Annotated in this window: 14 protein-coding genes; 2 read left to right on the top strand and 12 right to left on the bottom strand. The window is 72.2% G+C overall.

All coding sequences use genetic code 11. From position 1 onward, the window contains the following. From FGF04_RS35690 to FGF04_RS35635, 12 genes are all read right to left on the bottom strand, one after another. A partial coding sequence (locus FGF04_RS35690) for an MFS transporter (protein WP_149515540.1) occupies positions 1-1,321 on the bottom strand: 1,321 nt, incomplete at its 3' end. Position 1,322: 1 nt separating this feature from the next. Further along, the gene (locus tag FGF04_RS35685) at positions 1,323-2,249 is read right to left on the bottom strand and encodes an amidohydrolase family protein (RefSeq protein WP_149515539.1); all 927 of its coding nucleotides are present in this window, start codon (positions 2,247-2,249) and stop codon (positions 1,323-1,325) included. A gap of 8 nt (positions 2,250-2,257) precedes the next feature. Next, the gene (locus FGF04_RS35680; RefSeq protein WP_149515538.1) at positions 2,258-3,481 is read right to left on the bottom strand and encodes a DUF1990 family protein; all 1,224 of its coding nucleotides are present in this window, start codon (positions 3,479-3,481) and stop codon (positions 2,258-2,260) included. Positions 3,482-3,491: 10 nt separating this feature from the next. Beyond that, positions 3,492-4,310, bottom strand: a complete 819-nt coding sequence (locus FGF04_RS35675; protein WP_149515537.1) for an ABC transporter ATP-binding protein — start codon at positions 4,308-4,310, stop codon at positions 3,492-3,494. Next, positions 4,307-5,131, bottom strand: coding sequence for an ATP-binding cassette domain-containing protein (locus FGF04_RS35670; protein ID WP_149515536.1), 825 nt, complete (start codon positions 5,129-5,131; stop codon positions 4,307-4,309). Before FGF04_RS35670 ends, FGF04_RS35675 begins: the two co-directional genes overlap by 4 nt. Further along, positions 5,128-6,009, bottom strand: a complete 882-nt coding sequence (locus FGF04_RS35665; protein ID WP_149515535.1) for an ABC transporter permease — start codon at positions 6,007-6,009, stop codon at positions 5,128-5,130. Before FGF04_RS35665 ends, FGF04_RS35670 begins: the two co-directional genes overlap by 4 nt. After that, positions 6,006-6,971 carry an ABC transporter permease gene (locus tag FGF04_RS35660; protein ID WP_149515534.1) on the bottom strand — a complete coding sequence of 322 codons (966 nt, stop codon included), beginning with the start codon at positions 6,969-6,971 and terminating at the stop codon, positions 6,006-6,008. Before FGF04_RS35660 ends, FGF04_RS35665 begins: the two co-directional genes overlap by 4 nt. Next, positions 6,971-8,497: an ABC transporter substrate-binding protein gene (locus FGF04_RS35655; protein ID WP_149515533.1), complete on the bottom strand. Its 1,527-nt coding sequence runs from the start codon at positions 8,495-8,497 to the stop codon at positions 6,971-6,973. The genes FGF04_RS35660 and FGF04_RS35655 overlap by 1 nt, the downstream gene beginning before the upstream one ends. A 49-nt stretch (positions 8,498-8,546) precedes the next feature. Then, positions 8,547-9,275 carry a DUF1684 domain-containing protein gene (locus FGF04_RS35650; RefSeq protein ID WP_149515532.1) on the bottom strand — a complete coding sequence of 243 codons (729 nt, stop codon included), beginning with the start codon at positions 9,273-9,275 and terminating at the stop codon, positions 8,547-8,549. A gap of 91 nt (positions 9,276-9,366) precedes the next feature. Continuing rightward, complete coding sequence (locus tag FGF04_RS35645; protein WP_149515542.1) at positions 9,367-10,677, bottom strand: phosphatase PAP2 family protein; 1,311 nt, start codon at positions 10,675-10,677, stop codon at positions 9,367-9,369. Between the two features lie 335 nt (positions 10,678-11,012). Next, a complete protein-coding gene (gene gap, locus FGF04_RS35640) occupies positions 11,013-12,011 on the bottom strand; it encodes a type I glyceraldehyde-3-phosphate dehydrogenase (RefSeq protein WP_149515531.1) in 999 nt (332 codons plus the stop codon). Between the two features lie 144 nt (positions 12,012-12,155). After that, positions 12,156-13,112 carry a GlxA family transcriptional regulator gene (locus FGF04_RS35635; RefSeq protein WP_149515530.1) on the bottom strand — a complete coding sequence of 319 codons (957 nt, stop codon included), beginning with the start codon at positions 13,110-13,112 and terminating at the stop codon, positions 12,156-12,158. Between the two features lie 156 nt (positions 13,113-13,268). Between FGF04_RS35635 and FGF04_RS35630 the strand changes: the two genes are divergently transcribed. Further along, a complete protein-coding gene (locus tag FGF04_RS35630) occupies positions 13,269-14,705 on the top strand; it encodes a hypothetical protein (RefSeq protein WP_149515529.1) in 1,437 nt (478 codons plus the stop codon). 128 nt (positions 14,706-14,833) lie between these two features. After that, positions 14,834-16,084, top strand: coding sequence for an AAA family ATPase (locus FGF04_RS35625; protein ID WP_149515528.1), 1,251 nt, complete (start codon positions 14,834-14,836; stop codon positions 16,082-16,084). Positions 16,085-16,153: the final 69 nt, after the last annotated feature.

The raw sequence follows: 16,153 nt of genomic DNA, 5'->3' as shown, positions 1-16,153 counted from the left end.
GGCGCTGTTCGGACCGCGTCCGCGCTCCGAACAGCGCCAGCGCCACCGCCCCCACCATCCACGTCCCCGCGATGAAGTAGAAGACGGCCCGGTACCCCTGCCCGGTGTACAGCGCCGCCACGATCAGCGGCCCCGCGGCGTTGGACAGCCGCCCCAGCCCGTAGGACACGCTCGTGCCCAGCGACCGGCTCCGCGTGTCGAAGAGCTCGGGCGAGTACGCGTACGCCAGCGCCGTGTAGCCGCGCTCGAAGAGGTTCACCAGGAAGCCGAACACGATGATGAGCACCGGGTCGAAGGTGAGCCCGTACAGCAGCCCGCACACCGCGATCACCGTGCCGAAGGCCACCAGGCACCACTTGCGCTCGAACCGGTCGGTGACGAGCGACGCGAGATAGCAGCCGAGCGGCGCTCCGACCGTGGTCAGCGCCACGTAGAAGACGGACTTCTCGACACTGAAGCCCTCCTTGGCCAGCAGCGTCGGCGCCCAGCTCGAATAGCCGAAGAAGCCGATGGTCTGCGTCATCCACAGCACGGACAGCAGCAGCGTCGGGAACAGGTACTTCTTCTGCAGGAGCAGCCGCAGCGGCGCCTTCGCCGACGGCGCCTCGGCGACCGGCGGCGCGGGCTCGGGCAGCGGCCCCTTCTCCGCCGCCACGGCCGTCTCGATCTCCGTCAGGACCGCGTCGGCCGCCGCGTGCTCGCCCCGGCTCTCCAGCCAGCGCGGCGACTCCTTGAGGTGGCGGGCGAAGAGGACGAGCAGGATGCCTAGCGAACCCCACAGGTAGACCAGCCGCCACGACCAGTCGTTGAGCGGGACGACCGCGCTGGCGATGAGGTTGGTGACGGGCGTGCCGCAGATGCCGATGGCGATGGCGTACGCCTGGTACTTGCCGCGGATCGCCGACGGGTACATCTCGTTGACGTAGACGACGCCCACGACGGTCATCGCCGACAGCCCGGCCGAGGTCAGGACGCGGAACACGCCGAGCGAGAGCAGGTCCCAGGAGAACACGGCCGCGAGCGAGGAGAGGCCGAAGAACAGCGTCGTCCACAGCAGGGCCCGTTTGCGGCCCCACCGGTCGGCGATGGACCCGGCGACGATCGCGCCGACGAACATGCCGACGAAGGAGAGCGAGGTGACGTAGGCGACCTGGTCGACGGTCAGGCCCCACAGCTTGATCAGTTTCGGTGCGGTGGTGGCGAAGCTGTTGATGTCCGCGAACTCGAAGAAGTACGCGAAGGCGACGGCGAGCAGGGTGACCTTGTGGAACCGGGAGACGGGGAGCCTGTCCAGCCGGTTCAGCGCGTTGGAGTGCTGCATGTCAGAAGTCCTCGCCGGGCCAGTACAGGCCCATCGGGTTGGCGACCAGGAGTTTGTGCCGCTGCTCGGCCGTGACCGCCACGTGCGGGATGTGGTCGACGAGGAGGCCGTCGTCCGGCATGTGGTCGGTGAGGTTGGGGTGCGGCCAGTCGGTGCCCCACAGCACCCGGTCGGGGAACTCCTCCACGACCCGGCGGCCGAAGGGGACGACGTCGGTGTAGGCGTGCCGTTCGCCGTCCAGCGCGGCGGGTCCCGTCACGCTCAGCCGCTCGGGGCAACTGACCTTCACCCACACGTCGTTGTCCGCCACGAACCGCAGGAAGCGGGTGAACTGCGGGCCGTCCACCGGCCGCGTCACGTCCGGCCGCCCCATGTGGTCCACCACCAGCGGCACCGGCAGCGAGCCGAAGAAGCCCTCCAGCTCGGGCAGGTCGGCGCTCTCGAAGTAGAGGACGACGTGCCAGCCCAGCGGGGCGACCTTACGCGCGATGGTGAGCAGGTCGTCGGCGGGCGAGGTGTCCACCAGACGGCGTACGAAGTTGAAGCGGACCCCGCGCACGCCCGCCGCGTCCAGCGCCAGCAGCTCGCTCCGCGCGACGTCGGGGCGGACCGTCGCGATGCCGCGCGCCCGGCCGCCGGCCGACCGGACGGCGTCGGCCATGGCGCTGTTGTCGGCGCCGTGGCAGGTGGCCTGCACGATGACGTTGCGGGCGACGCCCAAGTGGTCGCGGAGCGCGAACAGGTCCTCCTTGCCGCCGTCGCAGGGCGTGTACTTGCGCTCGGGCGCGAAGGGGAATTCGGCCTGTGGGCCGAAGACGTGGCAGTGCGCGTCGACGGTCCCGGGCGGCAGCCGGAACGCGGGCGCGGACGGCTCCCGGTACCAGTCCAGCCAGCCGGGGGTCTTGGGGGAGGGGGAGGGGGAGGTCATCGGTCGCCTCACCGCCCCTGTCGCTTCAGGAGGGCGTCCAGGCGCGGGTACACCGCACGGGCGTTGTGCTCCTGGACCGCCGCCAGGTCGTCCGCGGACAGCGCGGCGGCCTCGGCGTAGCGGCGGGTGTCGTCGAAGTGGTGGCCCGTGCACGGGTCGACGTCGCGGACCGCGCCGATCATCTCCGAGGCGAAGAGGATGTTGCGGGCCGGGATCACCTCGTACAGGAGGTCCGAGCCGGCCTGGTGGTAGACGCAGGTGTCGAACCAGACGTTGCCGAGGACGTGCTCCTCCAGCGGCGGTTTGCCCAGCGCCATCGCCAGGCCCCGGAAGCGGCCCCAGTGGTAGGGCACCGCGCCGCCGCCGTGCGGGATGACGAGGCGCAGGGTGGGGAAGTCCGCGAACAGGTCGCCCTGGACCAGCTGCATGAACGCCGTGGTGTCGGCGTTGAGGTAGTGCGCGCCGGTGGTGTGGAAGGCCGGGTTGACGCTCGTGCTGACGTGGATCATCGCCGGTACGTCGTACTCCACCAGCTTCTCGTAGAGCGGGTACCAGGAGCGGTCGGTGAGCGGCGGGGCCGTCCAGTGGCCGCCGGAGGGGTCGGGGKTCAGGTTCACCGCGACGGCGCCGTACTCCTCGACGCAGCGGGTGAGTTCGGGGACGCAGGTGGCGGGGTCGACGCCCGGCGACTGCGGAAGCATCGCGGCCGGTGCGAACCGTTCCGGGTACAGCGCGGCGACCCGGAAGCAGAGTTCGTTGCAGAGCGCGGCCCAGGCGGCGGAGGTCGCGAAGTCCCCGACGTGGTGGGCCATGAACGAGGCGCGCGGCGAGAAGACCGTCAGGTCGATGCCGCGCTCGTCCATCAGCCGCAGCTGGTTCGGCTCGACGCTCGCGCGCAGCTCGTCGTCGCCGATGCGCAGGTCCGCGGCGGAGGGGGCGGCCGACGGGTCGCCGGACGGGACGGACGGGCCGGACGCGGCGGACGCGTCCCCGTCCCCGTCCTCGGCGACGACCGCGAAGCCGCTGCGCCGTTTGACCTCCCAGTGCATCACCGCGTCGGCCGCGGTGCGCCAGGCGTCCTCGCCGCGGCCGATCACGACGGTCCGTTCGAAGCGCCGGAACCCGGGCGTGTCCACGTCCCAGAGGAGTTCGCCGGGCCGGGTCGCGCCCGGGGTGCCGTAGCTGAGTCCGGTACGCACGGGCGGCTCGCCCGGCCCGTTCGCGTCCGTCATCGTGTCCCGCTCAGACCGGCAGCCGCGGCACGCTGTCGATCAGGCGCCGCGTGTACGGATGGGCCGGGTCGCCCAGTACCTGGTCGGTGTCGCCCTGCTCGACCAGCCGGCCGCGCTCCAGCACCGCCGTGCGCTCGCACAGGGAGGCGACGACCGACAGGTCGTGGGAGACCATGACGAGGGTCAGCCGCCGTTCCTCCTTCAGCTCGGCCAGCAGGTCGACGACCTTGACCCGGGTGGTGACGTCGAGCGCGCTGACGGGTTCGTCGGCGAGCAGGACGCGCGGGTCGCACACGATGGCGCGGGCGATCGCGATGCGCTGGCGCTGACCGCCGGAGAACTCGTGCGGGTAGCGGGAGCCCGCGTCCGCCGGCAGACCGACCCGTTCCAGCGCGGCGGCCACCTTCGGTGCGGCGCTCGTGCGGCTGTCGAGGCCCAGGGAGCGCAGCGGTTCCGCGACGATCGCGGCGACGCGGCGGCTCGGGTCGAGGGAGGAGTACGGGTCCTGGAACACGCACTGGACGCCGCGCCGGAAGCGGCGCATCTGCTGCCGGTCGCGCGGGGCGAGCGGCTCGCCGTCGAAGCGGACGGTGCCGGCCGTGGGACGGGCGAGGCCCAGCAGCAGCCGCAGGAGGGTGGTCTTGCCTGCTCCCGACTCGCCGACGAGCGCCAGCGACCGTCCCGGCTCGACGGCGAGGGACACCCCCCGCACGACGTCGGTGTCGGCGCCGCGGTAGCGCACGGCCACGTCGGTCAGCTCCAGTACGGGCGTCGGCCCCGGCGCGCCGCCGGGCTCCGGCGCGTCCTTCGGCTCCGGTACGGGCGTCATCGCGGGCTCCTCAGGTCCAGGGCGGACTCCAGTTTCCGGGCGCCGGTGACGAGCGCCTTGGTGTACGCGGCCCGCGGTGCGGTGACGACGTCCAGGACGGGGCCCTCCTCGACGGCCCGGCCGTCCTTCATCACCAGGACCCGGTCGGTCACCCGGGCGACCACGGCGAGGTCGTGGCTGACGAACAGCACGGCCATCTCCCGCTCGCGGACGAGGGTGTCGAGCAGGTCCAGCATCTCGGCCTGCACGGACACGTCGAGCGCGGTGGTGGGCTCGTCGGCGATGAGCAGGCCCGGATCGCAGGCCAGCGCCATGGCGAGGGCGACGCGCTGGCGCTGGCCGCCGGAGATCTCGTGCGGGAAGGCACGGGCGATGCGGTCGGGTTCGGGCAGCCGTACCCGTACGAGGGCCTCGGTGACGGCGTTGCGCAGGTCCCGTCCCCTGAGGCCGGTCCTGCGGGCCAGCGGCTCGGCGATCTGGCGGCCCATGCGCATCAGCGGGTCGAGGGCGGTCAGGGGCTCCTGGAAGACCACGGCCGCGTCCCGGCCGCGTACGGCGGTCAGGCGCTTCTCGGGGGTGCCGATGATCTGCGTGCCCGCCAGTTCGACGCTGCCGGTGGCGGTCATGCCGTCGGGCAGCAGGCCCAGCACGGCAAGGGTGGTGAGGGACTTGCCGGAGCCGGACTCGCCGATCAGGCCGAGCCGCTCGCCGCTGTCGACGGTGAAGGACAGGTCGTCGACGAGGACGCGCCCGTCGTCGGTGCGCACGGTCAGGCCGCGGACGTCGAGGAGGGGGCCGCGGGGGGTGTCGTGGAGGGTCATGTCCGCCTCCGGCGGGTCGCCGGGTCGAGGGTGTCGCGCAGCCCGTCGGCGATGAGGTTGACCCCGATGACGAGCACCACCAGCAGGATGCCGGGGGCCAGCGCGCCCGCGGGGGCGGTGGTGAAGGTGGCCTGGGCCTCCTGGAGCATGCGGCCCCAGGAGGCGTTGGGCGGCGGTGCGCCGAGGCCCAGGTAGGACAGGCCCGCCTCGGCGAGCACGGCGAGGCCGAACTGGAGCGCCAGGTTGACCACGAGGGTGGGCCAGATGTTCGGCAGGACGTGCCCGGCGACGGTACGCGGCCAGGAGGTGCCCGAGGTCCGCGCGGCCGTGACGTAGTCCTGCGCCAGGACCCGCTTGACGAGGATGCGCACGAGCCGGGCGACCACCGCACTCTGCGCCAGGCCGATGGCGAGGATCGCGGAGCCGAGGGTGGCCGAGCGGGCGGCGACGACCAGCATCGCGAGCAGCAGGGTCGGGAAGGCGATGAGGATGTCGAGGAACGCGGCGAGGGTGTCGTCGAGCCACCCTTGCGCGAACGCGGCGAGCACCCCGAGGGTGACCCCGAGGAGCGCGGCGACGGCGACCGAGCCGAGCCCCGCCTCGACGGCGATGCGGGAACCGGTCATCAGCTGGGTGAACAGGTCGCGGCCCAGCTTGTCGGTGCCGAGCAGGTGTCCGTCGCCGGGGCCCGCGAGCCGGCCGCCGGAGGTGTCGTCGGCGTCGAAGGGCAGCCAGACCAGCGAGACGAGGGCGAACAGCGCGATCAGGGCGGTCAGCGCGCAGCCCGCGAGCAGGGTGGCGGAACGGCGGCGGCGCGGGACCGGCGTCGTCGACCGCGTGGGCTCCGTCTCCTGGAGCGGGGGGCTCGGCAGGGTCATCGGGCACCTCCGGAGAGCCGTCCGCGCAGGCGCGGGTCGATGATCCGCTGGACCAGGTCGGCGACGAAGCCGATCAGGAGCACGGCGAGGGTGGAGACGAACAGGACGCCCTGGACGACCGGGTAGTCGTGCTGGGCGATGCCGGTGGCGAGCAGCGATCCCAGGCCCGGCAGCGCGAACACGGACTCCACGACGACCGCGCCGAGCAGCGTCGAGGCGAGTTCGATCCCGAGGATGGAGATCACGGGGACGGAGGCGTTGCGCAGCCCGTGCCGCCACATGGCCCGCGGGAAGGACGCGCCGAGGGCCCGGGCGGTCCGCAGATAGTCGCTGCCGAGGACGTCGAGGGTGGCGGAGCGGACGTACCGGATCAGGGAGGCGCCCATCACGAGCGCGATGGTGACCACCGGCAGGACCAGGGAGCGGACGGCTTCGGCGGGKGCGTCCCAGCCGTCCTGCGGGAAGCCGCCGGAGGGCAGCCAGCCGGCGTTGAGGGCGAACACGGCGATGAGGATCATGCCGAGCCAGAACACCGGGACGGCGATGCCCAGCTGGGAGACCCCGCTGAGCAGCGCCCCGTACCAGGTGCGGCGCTTGTACGCGGCCACGAAGCCGACCGGTACGGCGACGAGGACGGCCAGGACGAACGCGGCGAGCGTCAGCGGGACCGTGACGTTCAGGCGGGCGGTGACCTCGGGGCCGACCGGGAGCGAGCTGACGAAGGACGTGCCGAGGTCGCCGCTCGCCAGCTGCCCGAGCCAGTGGGTGAACTGCTCGGGCAGCGGCCGGTCGGAGCCGATGGAGTGGCGGGCCGCGGCGATCTGCTCCGGGCTCGCGCCCACCGAGGTGAGCGCGTTGGCCGGGTCGCCGGGGAGCAGGCGCAGCAGGACGAAGAGCACCACGCTCGCCAGGGCCAGCGACACCAGGAGGAACGCGAGGCGGCGCAGGAGGTAGCGCCCCATCAGCCCTTCTTCTTGATGTCGTAGGCGTAGAACTGCGAGTTGAGGCCGTTGAGCGGGTAGCCGGAGAGCTTGCTGCTCGCGACGACGATCTGCGGGTAGAGGTAGAGCCAGTCGCTGGCCGCGTCCTCGGCGGTCTTGCGGTTGACCTTCTTCAGCAGCTCGGTCTGCTCCTCGGTCGTGGCGGCCTGCTCGGCCTGCTCGACCCACTGGGTGACCTGCTTGTCGTCGTAGCCCCAGTAGAAGTCGGGGTTGCCGTACCAGACCAGGTCGCGGTCGTTGACGTGCTCCTGGAGCGTGGCCGTGAAGTCGTGGTTCTTGTAGACCTTCGTGTACCACTCGTCCGGCGTGATCGTGTTGATCTTGACGGTGATGCCGACCTTGGCGAGCTGCGACTTGATGAAGGTCGCGGCCGTGGGGTGCGGGTCGTAGTTCGGGGTGTCGAGGGTGAAGGAGAAGCCCTTGGCGTAGCCGGCCTCCGAGAGCAGCTTCTTCGCCTTGGTGACGTCGTAGGCGTTGACGTCGGTGAGGTCCTCGTACCAGGGATCGGTCGGGGGCACCATCGAGCCGATGAGCTTGCCGTAGCCGCCCCAGACGGACTCCAGGAGCTTCTTGTCGTCGATGGCGGCGGAGACGGCCTGGCGGACCTTGACGTCCGTGAAGGGCTTGGCCTTGTCGTTGAAGGCGAGCAGCAGCTTGGTGGTGGAGTCGCCGTCGTTGACCTTGTAGTTCTTGTTGCTCTTGAACTGCTCCAGGGCGTCCGGCGACTGCTCGCTGGTGACCACGTCGACGGCGTCGGTCAGCAGCGCGTTGTTCAGCGCGGTGGCGTCCTTGTAGTAGTGGAAGACGACCTTCTTGTTGGCGGCGGCGTCGCCCCAGTAGCCGGTGAAGCGGTCCAGGCTCAGCGCGGAGCCGCGGGTCCACTTGGCGAGCTTGTACGGTCCGGTGCCGTCCTCGGTCGTCTTGAGGTCCTTCGCCTCGGAGTTGATGATCCAGACGTAGGAGAGGTTGTAGACGAAGGAGATCGACTTCTTCGACAGGGTGACCTTCACGGTCCTCGCGTCGGGGGTGGCGATGTCCTTGACTTCCAGGTTGCTCTTGCGGGCGGACTGCGAGTCGTCCGCGATCACCTTCTCCAGGCTGTACTTGACGTCGGCGCTGGTCAGTTCCTTGCCGCTGTGGAACTTCACGCCGTCGCGCAGGGTGAAGGTGTAGGTGAGGCCGTCCTTGCTCACCTCGTGGTCCTGGGCGAGGAGGTTCTCCACCTCGCCGTCGTCGGTGAGCCTGAAGAGGCCCTCGTAGACGTTGCCGTTGAGGGCCTCGGTGACGCCCTGGCCGCCGCCCGCGGTGTTGTCGAGGTTCTGCGGCTCGTAGAGGGAGCCGATGTTCACGGTGGCGTTCTTGTCCCAGGTGCCGCCGGAGGAGGAGCTTCCGCCGCCCGAGCCGCCGCAGGCGGTGAGGCCGAGGGCGAGGACGGTCACGGTGGCGGTGCCGTAGAGGGACGCCTTGGTCTTGCTGTTCTTGCTCATGGTTCTCGGTGCCTTCGCTGCGGTGTGCCGCGGGATGCGGTGGAGGTGATCAGTGCCGGGCCGGGAAGCCGTCGCGGAAGAGGGGGAGCTTCTCGCCGGCCTCGACGGCCAGGTGGAAGCGGTTCTGCCGCGGCGGCATAGGACAGTTGTACTGATCGGAGAATCCGCAGGGCGGTACGAAGGCCCGGTTGAAGTCGAGGACCACCCGGTTGTCGTCCTCGGTGCGCCGTACGAACAGGAAACGGCCGGCGCCGTAGGTGGTGTCCCCGTTGGTGGGGTCGCCGAAGACGAGGAGCAGGGTGCCGTCGTCGTCGAACGCGCTGAGGGTGTACTCACGGCCGTCGACGGTGAGCGTGATGTCGCCCGGGACGACCAGCTCGCGGGTGCCGCCGTTGTCCCGCAGGTGCTCGAAGGCGACGCGGCGGGCGCCGGGCACGGGGGTGTAGGCCGCTTCGAGGACCCACGCGGGGTCGTACGGGAAGGCGCTGACCCCCTCGAAGTGACGGATCGCGGGCGCGTCGGCGTCCCAGAAGCGCAGCCCGTGCTCGGGTTCGCCGGTGACGAGGTCGGTGCGCCGCAGCGTGGTGACCCGCACGCTGTCCGGCTGTCCCTCGCGGGCGGCCCCGGCGTCGGCCTCCTCACCGGCCGGCAGCCAGCGGGTCTCGACGAGGGCGAGGTTCCCGGTGGGCGAGGTCAGCGAGCGGTGGCGCCCGGCCCGCCAGGCGTTCCACTCCTCCCCGGGGTGGTCGGAGGCCGGGGAGGGGCTGGACTGGGACACGGCGGACTCATTCGATCAGAGGGGACGGCCACCACGGAACATCATTAGATGGCCAAAGCATGTCCTTTATCGTTCATAAGGTCAGCTAATGTCAAACATGGTTCTCAAGAGGTGAGACCGCCGGTCTCGGCTCCTGCGGGAGCGCGTCCCCCTCCTGCCGGGGCGCGGGGACCGGCTTCGGCTCCCAGAGCCTCATGGCACGTACGTAGGCGAGGATCACCGACACCATCGCCAGCACGAGGAGCGGCCCGGACACCCACGGGTGGGCGGCCAGCTGCATCGGCAGGAAGCGGTACGCCAGCAGGAGCGCGGTGAACACCGCCGTGCCGTACGCGACCAGACGGGTCGCCGTGCCGTCCCAGCCGCGGCCCAGTGCGCGCATCCCCGCGTCGATGGTGAGCGCGAACACCACACCGGCGATGAGGTCCGCGCCGTAGTGGTAGCCGAATCCCAGGGTCGCGGTGAGCGTGCCGGCCAGCCAGAAGGTGCCCGCGTACCGCAGGGGGCGCGAGCCCTTGCGGGAATGGAGGAAGATCGCGGTGGTCCAGGCCGTGTGCAGGCTGGGCATGCAGTTGCGCGGGGTGATCTCGTCGAACGGTATGGGGTGCGGGGCGGTGATCGGCGGCAGCGTGTGCGGCCACAGGTCGGCCGCCGCCCACGGGCCGCCGTCGGGACCGTAGGCGTAGACGGGTCCGGCCACCGGGAAGATCATGTAGATGGCGGGGCCGAGCAGGCCGATGACCAGGAAGGTGCGCACCAGGTGGTGGCTCGGGAAGCGGCGTTCGACCGCCACGTGCCGCAGCTGGTACAGCGCGAACACGGCCGCCGCCAGCGGGAGCTGGCCGTAGACGGCGCCGAGGAGGTGGCCGCCGACCGGGTCGGTCGCCTCGACCACCCGGCCCACGAGCCACGACGGGTCACCGAGCGCGTGGTCGGCGACCGCCACGTACGGGTCGAGGACGTCCGGGCGCGTCTTCGACGTGATGAGCAGCCAGGCGTCGCCCGTCTTGTGGCCGCCTATCAGCAACAGGCCGAGCCCGGTGCCCTTGAGCAGCAGGGCGCGGTCCGGGCCCGTGCGGCGGGTCAGCGCGAGGACCGCGCAGCCGATGAGCACCCACAGCGCGCCGTTGCCGAAGTTCATCTCGGCGCCGGCCGCCCACCGCACCAGCCACAGGACGACGTCGATGCCGACGGCGGCGCCCGCCGCGACGAACCGCTCGCGCCAGGTGAGCACCACCATCATCAGGGCGAGACCGGCGTACAGCAGCGGCCCGGAATGGGGCGCGAAGATCACCTCGCGCGACAGGTTGAGGATCGGCCCGTGTTCGCCGTAGCCCTGCGCGACGATCTCCAGAACGACGAGGAAGGCGAGGAGCGTGACACCCGCCGCGGCCCACAACAGCCGTCTGTTGCGCGTCAGCGCCGATTCTTCTGTGGAGGTCGTCCGCGGGGGGACCCGCGATTCTCTAGATTTCAATGCCCGGCCGCTTTGTTAGATGGTGGTCGTACGGCTCACCCTTCGCGCTAGACGACACGTACTTCTGGTGAAGCTTCTAGTGCTTCTAGTGAAGGAGAGGTGACCAGTATGATCGCCCATGAGTTCGATCATGTTATCGGAGCGGCGGCACGGGCCACGGCGGATCGCGGATGCGCGGATCGCGGACCCGCCGGCCCCCGGACGGCCGGCGGGTCGCGGGCGGACCGCGGGTCGCGTGCAGGCGGTCAGCGGGCGGACGCTCAGCGGGTGGCGAGGAATTCGAGCGTGTCGACCACGCGGTGGGAGAAGCCCCATTCGTTGTCGTACCAGGCGACCACCTTCACATGGCGGCCGTCGACGCGGGTGAGGGCCGAGTCGAAGATCGACGAGGCGGGGTTGCCCACGATGTCGGAGGACACCAGCGGGAAGTCCGAGTATTCGAGGACGCCCGCGAGCGGTCCGTCGGCCGCGGCGCGGTAGGCCGCCAGCACGTCGTCGCGGGTGACGTCACGGGCCACGGTCGAGTTCAGTTCGACGATGGACCCCACCGGGACCGGTACGCGGATCGAGTCGCCCGACAGTTTCCCGTCCAGCTTCGGCAGCACGAGGCCGATCGCCTTGGCGGCGCCCGTCGTCGTCGGCACGATGTTGACCGCCGCGGCCCGGGCACGGCGGGCGTCGCGGTGCGGCCCGTCCTGCAGGTTCTGCTCCTGCGTGTAGGCGTGCACCGTCGTCATGAAGGCGTGCTCGATGCCCGCGAGGTCGTCGAGCACCCCGGCCAGCGGAGCCAGCGCGTTCGTCGTGCACGAGGCGCAGGAGACGATCCGGTGCAGGGCCGGGTCGTAGGCGTCGGTGTTGACCCCGAAGGCCAGCGTGACGTCGGCGCCGTCGGACGGCGCGCTGACGAGCACCCGCTTCGCGCCCGCGTCGAGGTGGGCGCCCGCGGCCTTGGCCGACGTGAAGCGGCCGGTGGCCTCGACGACGACGTCCACCCCGAGGTCGGCCCACGGCAGCTGCGCGGGCTCGCGCTCGGCGAGCACCTGGATGCGGCGGCCGTCCACGACGAGCGTGTCCCCCTCGACGGTCACCGGGCGGCCCAGCCGCCCGGCCGTGGTGTCGTACGCGAGCAGCCGCGCGAGCGTGGCTGGTTCGGTGAGGTCGTTGACGGCGACCACGTCGAGCGTGCTGTCGCGTTCGATCAGCGCCCTCAGCACGTTGCGCCCGATGCGGCCGAATCCGTTGATGGCGATGCGAGTCATGAGTGGTGTCCTTTCGGTTCGCCACCAGGCTCGCTCGCGGGGAGCTCGGCTGACAGTGGCGCGATCGCCACGGTTCAAAAGGATCGCGCCACGCGTGCCGGGCGTACCAGGTGTTCCAGGCCTGCCCCGTCCCGGCCTGCGGCGTCACTCGCCCGGGGTGAAGGTGCGCCGGTACTCGCTGGGTGTGGTGCCCAGGATGCGCTGGAAGTGGGTGCGCAGGTTCGCGCCCGTGCCCAGACCGACGTCGGCGGCGATCTGCTCGACGCTGCGCTGCGACCGCTCCAGCAGTTCGCGGGCCAGGTCGACGCGGGCCCGCATGACCCACTGCATCGGCGTGTACCCCGTCTCCTGCACGAAGCGCCGCGAGAAGGTGCGCGGGGAGACCGCGGCCTGACGCGCCAGCAGGTCGAGGGTGAGCCGCTCGCCGAGGCGGTGCAGGGCCCACTGCCGGGTGGCGGCGAACTGCTCGCCGAGCGGCTCCGGCACGCTGCGCGGTACGTACTGTGCCTGGCCCCCGCTGCGGTAGGGGGCCGCGACCAGGCGCCGGGCCGCGTGGTTGGAAGCGGCCACCCCCAGGTCGCCGCGCAGGATGTGCAGGCACAGGTCGATGCCGGAGGCGGCGCCCGCCGAGGTCAGGACGCTGCCCTCGTCGACGAACAGCACGTTCTCGTCGACCCGCACCTGCGGGTGCCGGGCCGCCAGCGCCCGCGTGTAGTGCCAGTGCGTCGTGGCGCGCCTCCCGTCGAGCAGGCCCGTCGCGGCGAGCGCGAAGGCACCCGTCGAGATGGCCGCCAGCCGCGCGCCCCGGTGGTGGGCGGTGCGGAGCGCGTCGACGACGGCGGGCGGCGGATCGTCCCGACCCGGGAACCGGTAGCCGGGGATGAACACGATGTCGGCCCACGCGAGCGCGTCCGGGCCGTCGGCGACGTGGTACGAGAGGCCGTCGCCGCCGGTCACCAGGCCGGGCGCCGCACCGCACAGCCGCACCTCGTACGGCATGCTCGCCCGCGTACTGAACACCTGGGCCGGGATGCCGACGTCGAGCGGCTTGGCGCCCTCCAGCACCAGGACGGCGACACGGCGCAGGCGGGGATTCGACACCAGGACAGGGTACGCAGGTCAGGAGGGCGCCGCACCGGTCCACGAGGGCTGGTCGGAAAGGGAGTGACAGGCCTTCCCGGGCGTGGTTACGATGCGCGGGATGAAGAACACCTCCTCTTTCGGAACGGGGGAATCATTCGCGCAAGGTGAGTGCTGATGGCACCTCACTTCGCGAACGGGATTCCGCCCCACCTGTCGATGTGGCAGCGCGTACGCGAGTACGCCGTGCCACCGTCCATGATCGAGAAAGCGGCCGCACGCCGTGCCGCCGGCGACTGGGCGGGGGCCTGCGCCGCCGCCCGTGTCTACGTCGACCTCGATCTGCGCGCCGTGCGCGACCGCCACGGCACCCTTACCGCCAACCTCCTGCGGGCCGATCTGCGTCGGCTGGCGCCGGATCTGCTGCGCTGGCACATGCCCCGGGTCGCCCCCGATGGACGGCTGCGCCCCGGACTCACCCTCTCACTGGCCCGTTACCACGACTGCGGCGGTACGCCGCTGCAGCTGGTGGTGCGGACACCACCGGCGTACGCGGACGCGGGACAGTATCTGTCCCTGGCCGTGTGGGACGGGTCGTGGAACGGCGCCGCCGGACACCGTCCGGACCCGCATCCGCATCCGCATCCCGACCGGCGGTTCCGGCTCGATCTGCACCGGCACCTCTGGGACGCGGAACGGGCCGGCGAGTTGCGGACGCGGTGCGGCCCGCTCCCTTCGGTGAGCGACAACTCCCCGTATGCAGTGGGCAGTTGGGCAGCCGAGGCCGAGCTGCTCCTGCGGGCCGAAGGGCTCCCCCGCGGGGCCTTCACCGTACGGCTCGGTCCGCGGAAGCGTGCCGTGCTCGAACTGGTCGCCCCCGACGACAGCCACGTCCCGACGTTCCGGACCCTGACTGCGGATGCGCTGTCACCACATCATGCCGCGGCGCTCCCCGTCCTGCCGGAAGCGGCCGTACGGGTGCCGCCCGACGTGGAGTTGCTGCGCGCGGGGCTCGTCCCGGTGGGACGGCTGCATCCGCTCGTCGGCGCGGCACTGGCGGCGTACCCGTCGGCGCCCGCGGGCGGCCCCGGTGCGCCACCCGCAGATCCGCACCGGGTCAGGTGCCGTGGCGAGGACCACCGGATCGCCCTGCGGGACGGGGTGCTGACGGCGGTCGACCACGACCCCGCCCAACTGCGGCGCGAGGAACTGCTGGTGGCGCTCGGCGGTCCCCCGCTGCCCTGCCTGCGCGCGATCGACGAGGTGCACCGCGACCCGGAGGCGCTGCCCGCGGTCCGGGAGCGGCTCGTCCACGGTGACGTGGCGGGGGCGCTGGCCGTGGTCGAGGGACTGCTCGGACCTGCCGCGATCCTGCGCGAGGGCCCGCTCCGCGAGGAGCTGGAGTCGGCCATGGCCCGCCGCGTCGAACACGGCCTCTTCCGCTCGGGGTTGACCGCCGTCCGTCCGAGTTCCGGTGCCACGGGCAGCGCGTACGTGTCCGACACCGGGCGGGCGATCGCCGCTCGGCGTCCACGGCTCACCCGCCGTACCCCGCAACCGGTGCGCCGCAAGCTGAACAGCCGGTCCCGGCCCCGCACCGGCCTGTTCTCCTGACCGGCGCTTTCACCCATGTCCCCGGCCCGGCGGACCGACCCGGGCCGCACGCACCCATGGCATGCGGCCGGCTGTCCCGTGCCCCGGCTCCTGCTCCCTTCCACCCCTCTCCTCTTCAGGTGATGCCCATGACCATCAGCACCGTCCTGCCCGCCCGGAGTACACGTCTCGCCCTGGCCGACGACCTCCTGACCCTTCTGCGGACGACCACCACCGAACCGCGGCCCGACGAACAGCTCGAAGCGCTCACCCTGGCCGTGGCCGCGGACCTGCCCGTGCTGCTCTGGGGCGAGCCGGGTATCGGCAAGACCGCGGCCCTGACCCAGCTCGCCGCCTCCCTCGGCCTGCCGCTGACCACCGTGATCGCCAGTGTCCACGAGCCGTCGGACTTCTCGGGGCTGCCCGTCGTGGGCGAGGACCCCGCGGTGCAGGGGGTGCCGATGGCCCCGCCGCAGTGGGCCGTGGAACTCGTGCGCGCCGGGCGTGGGCTGCTCTTCCTGGACGAGCTGTCCACCGCCACCCCGGCCGTGCAGGCCGCCCTGCTCAGGGTGGTCCTGGAGCGGCGGGTCGGTGCGCTGCAACTGCCGCCCGGGGTACGGATCGTGGCCGCCGCCAACCCGCGCGCCTCGGCGGCGGACGGGTGGGAGCTGAGTCCGCCGCTGGCCAACCGGTTCGTGCACCTGCACTGGGTGCACGACCAGGAGGTGGTGGTGCGCGGTCTCGGCGGTGTCTGGCCGCGGGCGGAGCTGCCCCGGCTCGCACCGGACCTGCTGGCGGAGGCGGTGGCCTTCGCACGCCGTGCGGTCTGCGGCTTCCTGGCCGCCCGGCCGACGCTGATCCACCGGCTGCCGGGTTCCGAGACGCGGCGCGGCGGGGCCTGGCCCTCGCCCCGGAGCTGGGACGCCGCGCTGACCCTGCTGGCGTTCGGGACGGCGGCCTCGGTCTCCCGCGAGGTGCTGGCGCTGCTCGTACGGGGAGCGGTGGGCGACGGACCGGGCCTCGAACTCCTCGCCTACCTGGACCGGATGGACCTGCCGGACCCGGAGTCGCTGCTGGCCGACCCGGCCGCCGCCGAGCTGCCCGAGCGGGGTGACCTGCGGCAGGCGGCGCTGGAGGCGGTGGTGGCCGCCGTCGGAGCACGGCCGGAGCGCGAGCGGTGGGAGGCGGGCTGGGCCGTGCTGGTGCGGGCGATGGAGACCGGCACCGCCGACCTGCTGGTCGCCCCGGCGACGGCGCTGGCCGGGCTGCGGCGCGACGACTGGGAGGTGCCGGAGACGATGGAGCGGCTGGCCGGGGTGATCGGTCTGGCCCGGGAGGCGGACCGGTCGGTGCGGCGCGTCGCGGCCGCCGCCGCACGGGGGACGAGGGTGGGCCGATGACCGGCGCCGCACGGCCCGGGGCGCCGCATCCACCCCCTGGCCCGCGGGCCCGCCCACTGCCGCATCCAC

The sequence above is a fragment of the Streptomyces apricus genome (genome assembly GCF_008369065.1).
Lineage (GTDB): Bacteria > Actinomycetota > Actinomycetes > Streptomycetales > Streptomycetaceae > Streptomyces > Streptomyces apricus.
This window is presented reverse-complemented; position numbering and strand designations above follow the sequence as displayed.

Coding starts and splice junctions, on each gene's coding strand:
- FGF04_RS35685 (WP_149515539.1), bottom strand. CDS start 2,249: ATGACCTCCCCCTCCCCCTCCCCCAAGACCCCCGGCTGGCTGGACTGG.
- FGF04_RS35675 (WP_149515537.1), bottom strand. CDS start 4,310: ATGACGCCCGTACCGGAGCCGAAGGACGCGCCGGAGCCCGGCGGCGCG.
- FGF04_RS35670 (WP_149515536.1), bottom strand. CDS start 5,131: ATGACCCTCCACGACACCCCCCGCGGCCCCCTCCTCGACGTCCGCGGC.
- FGF04_RS35665 (WP_149515535.1), bottom strand. CDS start 6,009: ATGACCCTGCCGAGCCCCCCGCTCCAGGAGACGGAGCCCACGCGGTCG.
- FGF04_RS35655 (WP_149515533.1), bottom strand. CDS start 8,497: ATGAGCAAGAACAGCAAGACCAAGGCGTCCCTCTACGGCACCGCCACC.
- gap (WP_149515531.1), bottom strand. CDS start 12,011: ATGACTCGCATCGCCATCAACGGATTCGGCCGCATCGGGCGCAACGTG.
- FGF04_RS35630 (WP_149515529.1), top strand. CDS start 13,269: ATGGCACCTCACTTCGCGAACGGGATTCCGCCCCACCTGTCGATGTGG.
- FGF04_RS35625 (WP_149515528.1), top strand. CDS start 14,834: ATGACCATCAGCACCGTCCTGCCCGCCCGGAGTACACGTCTCGCCCTG.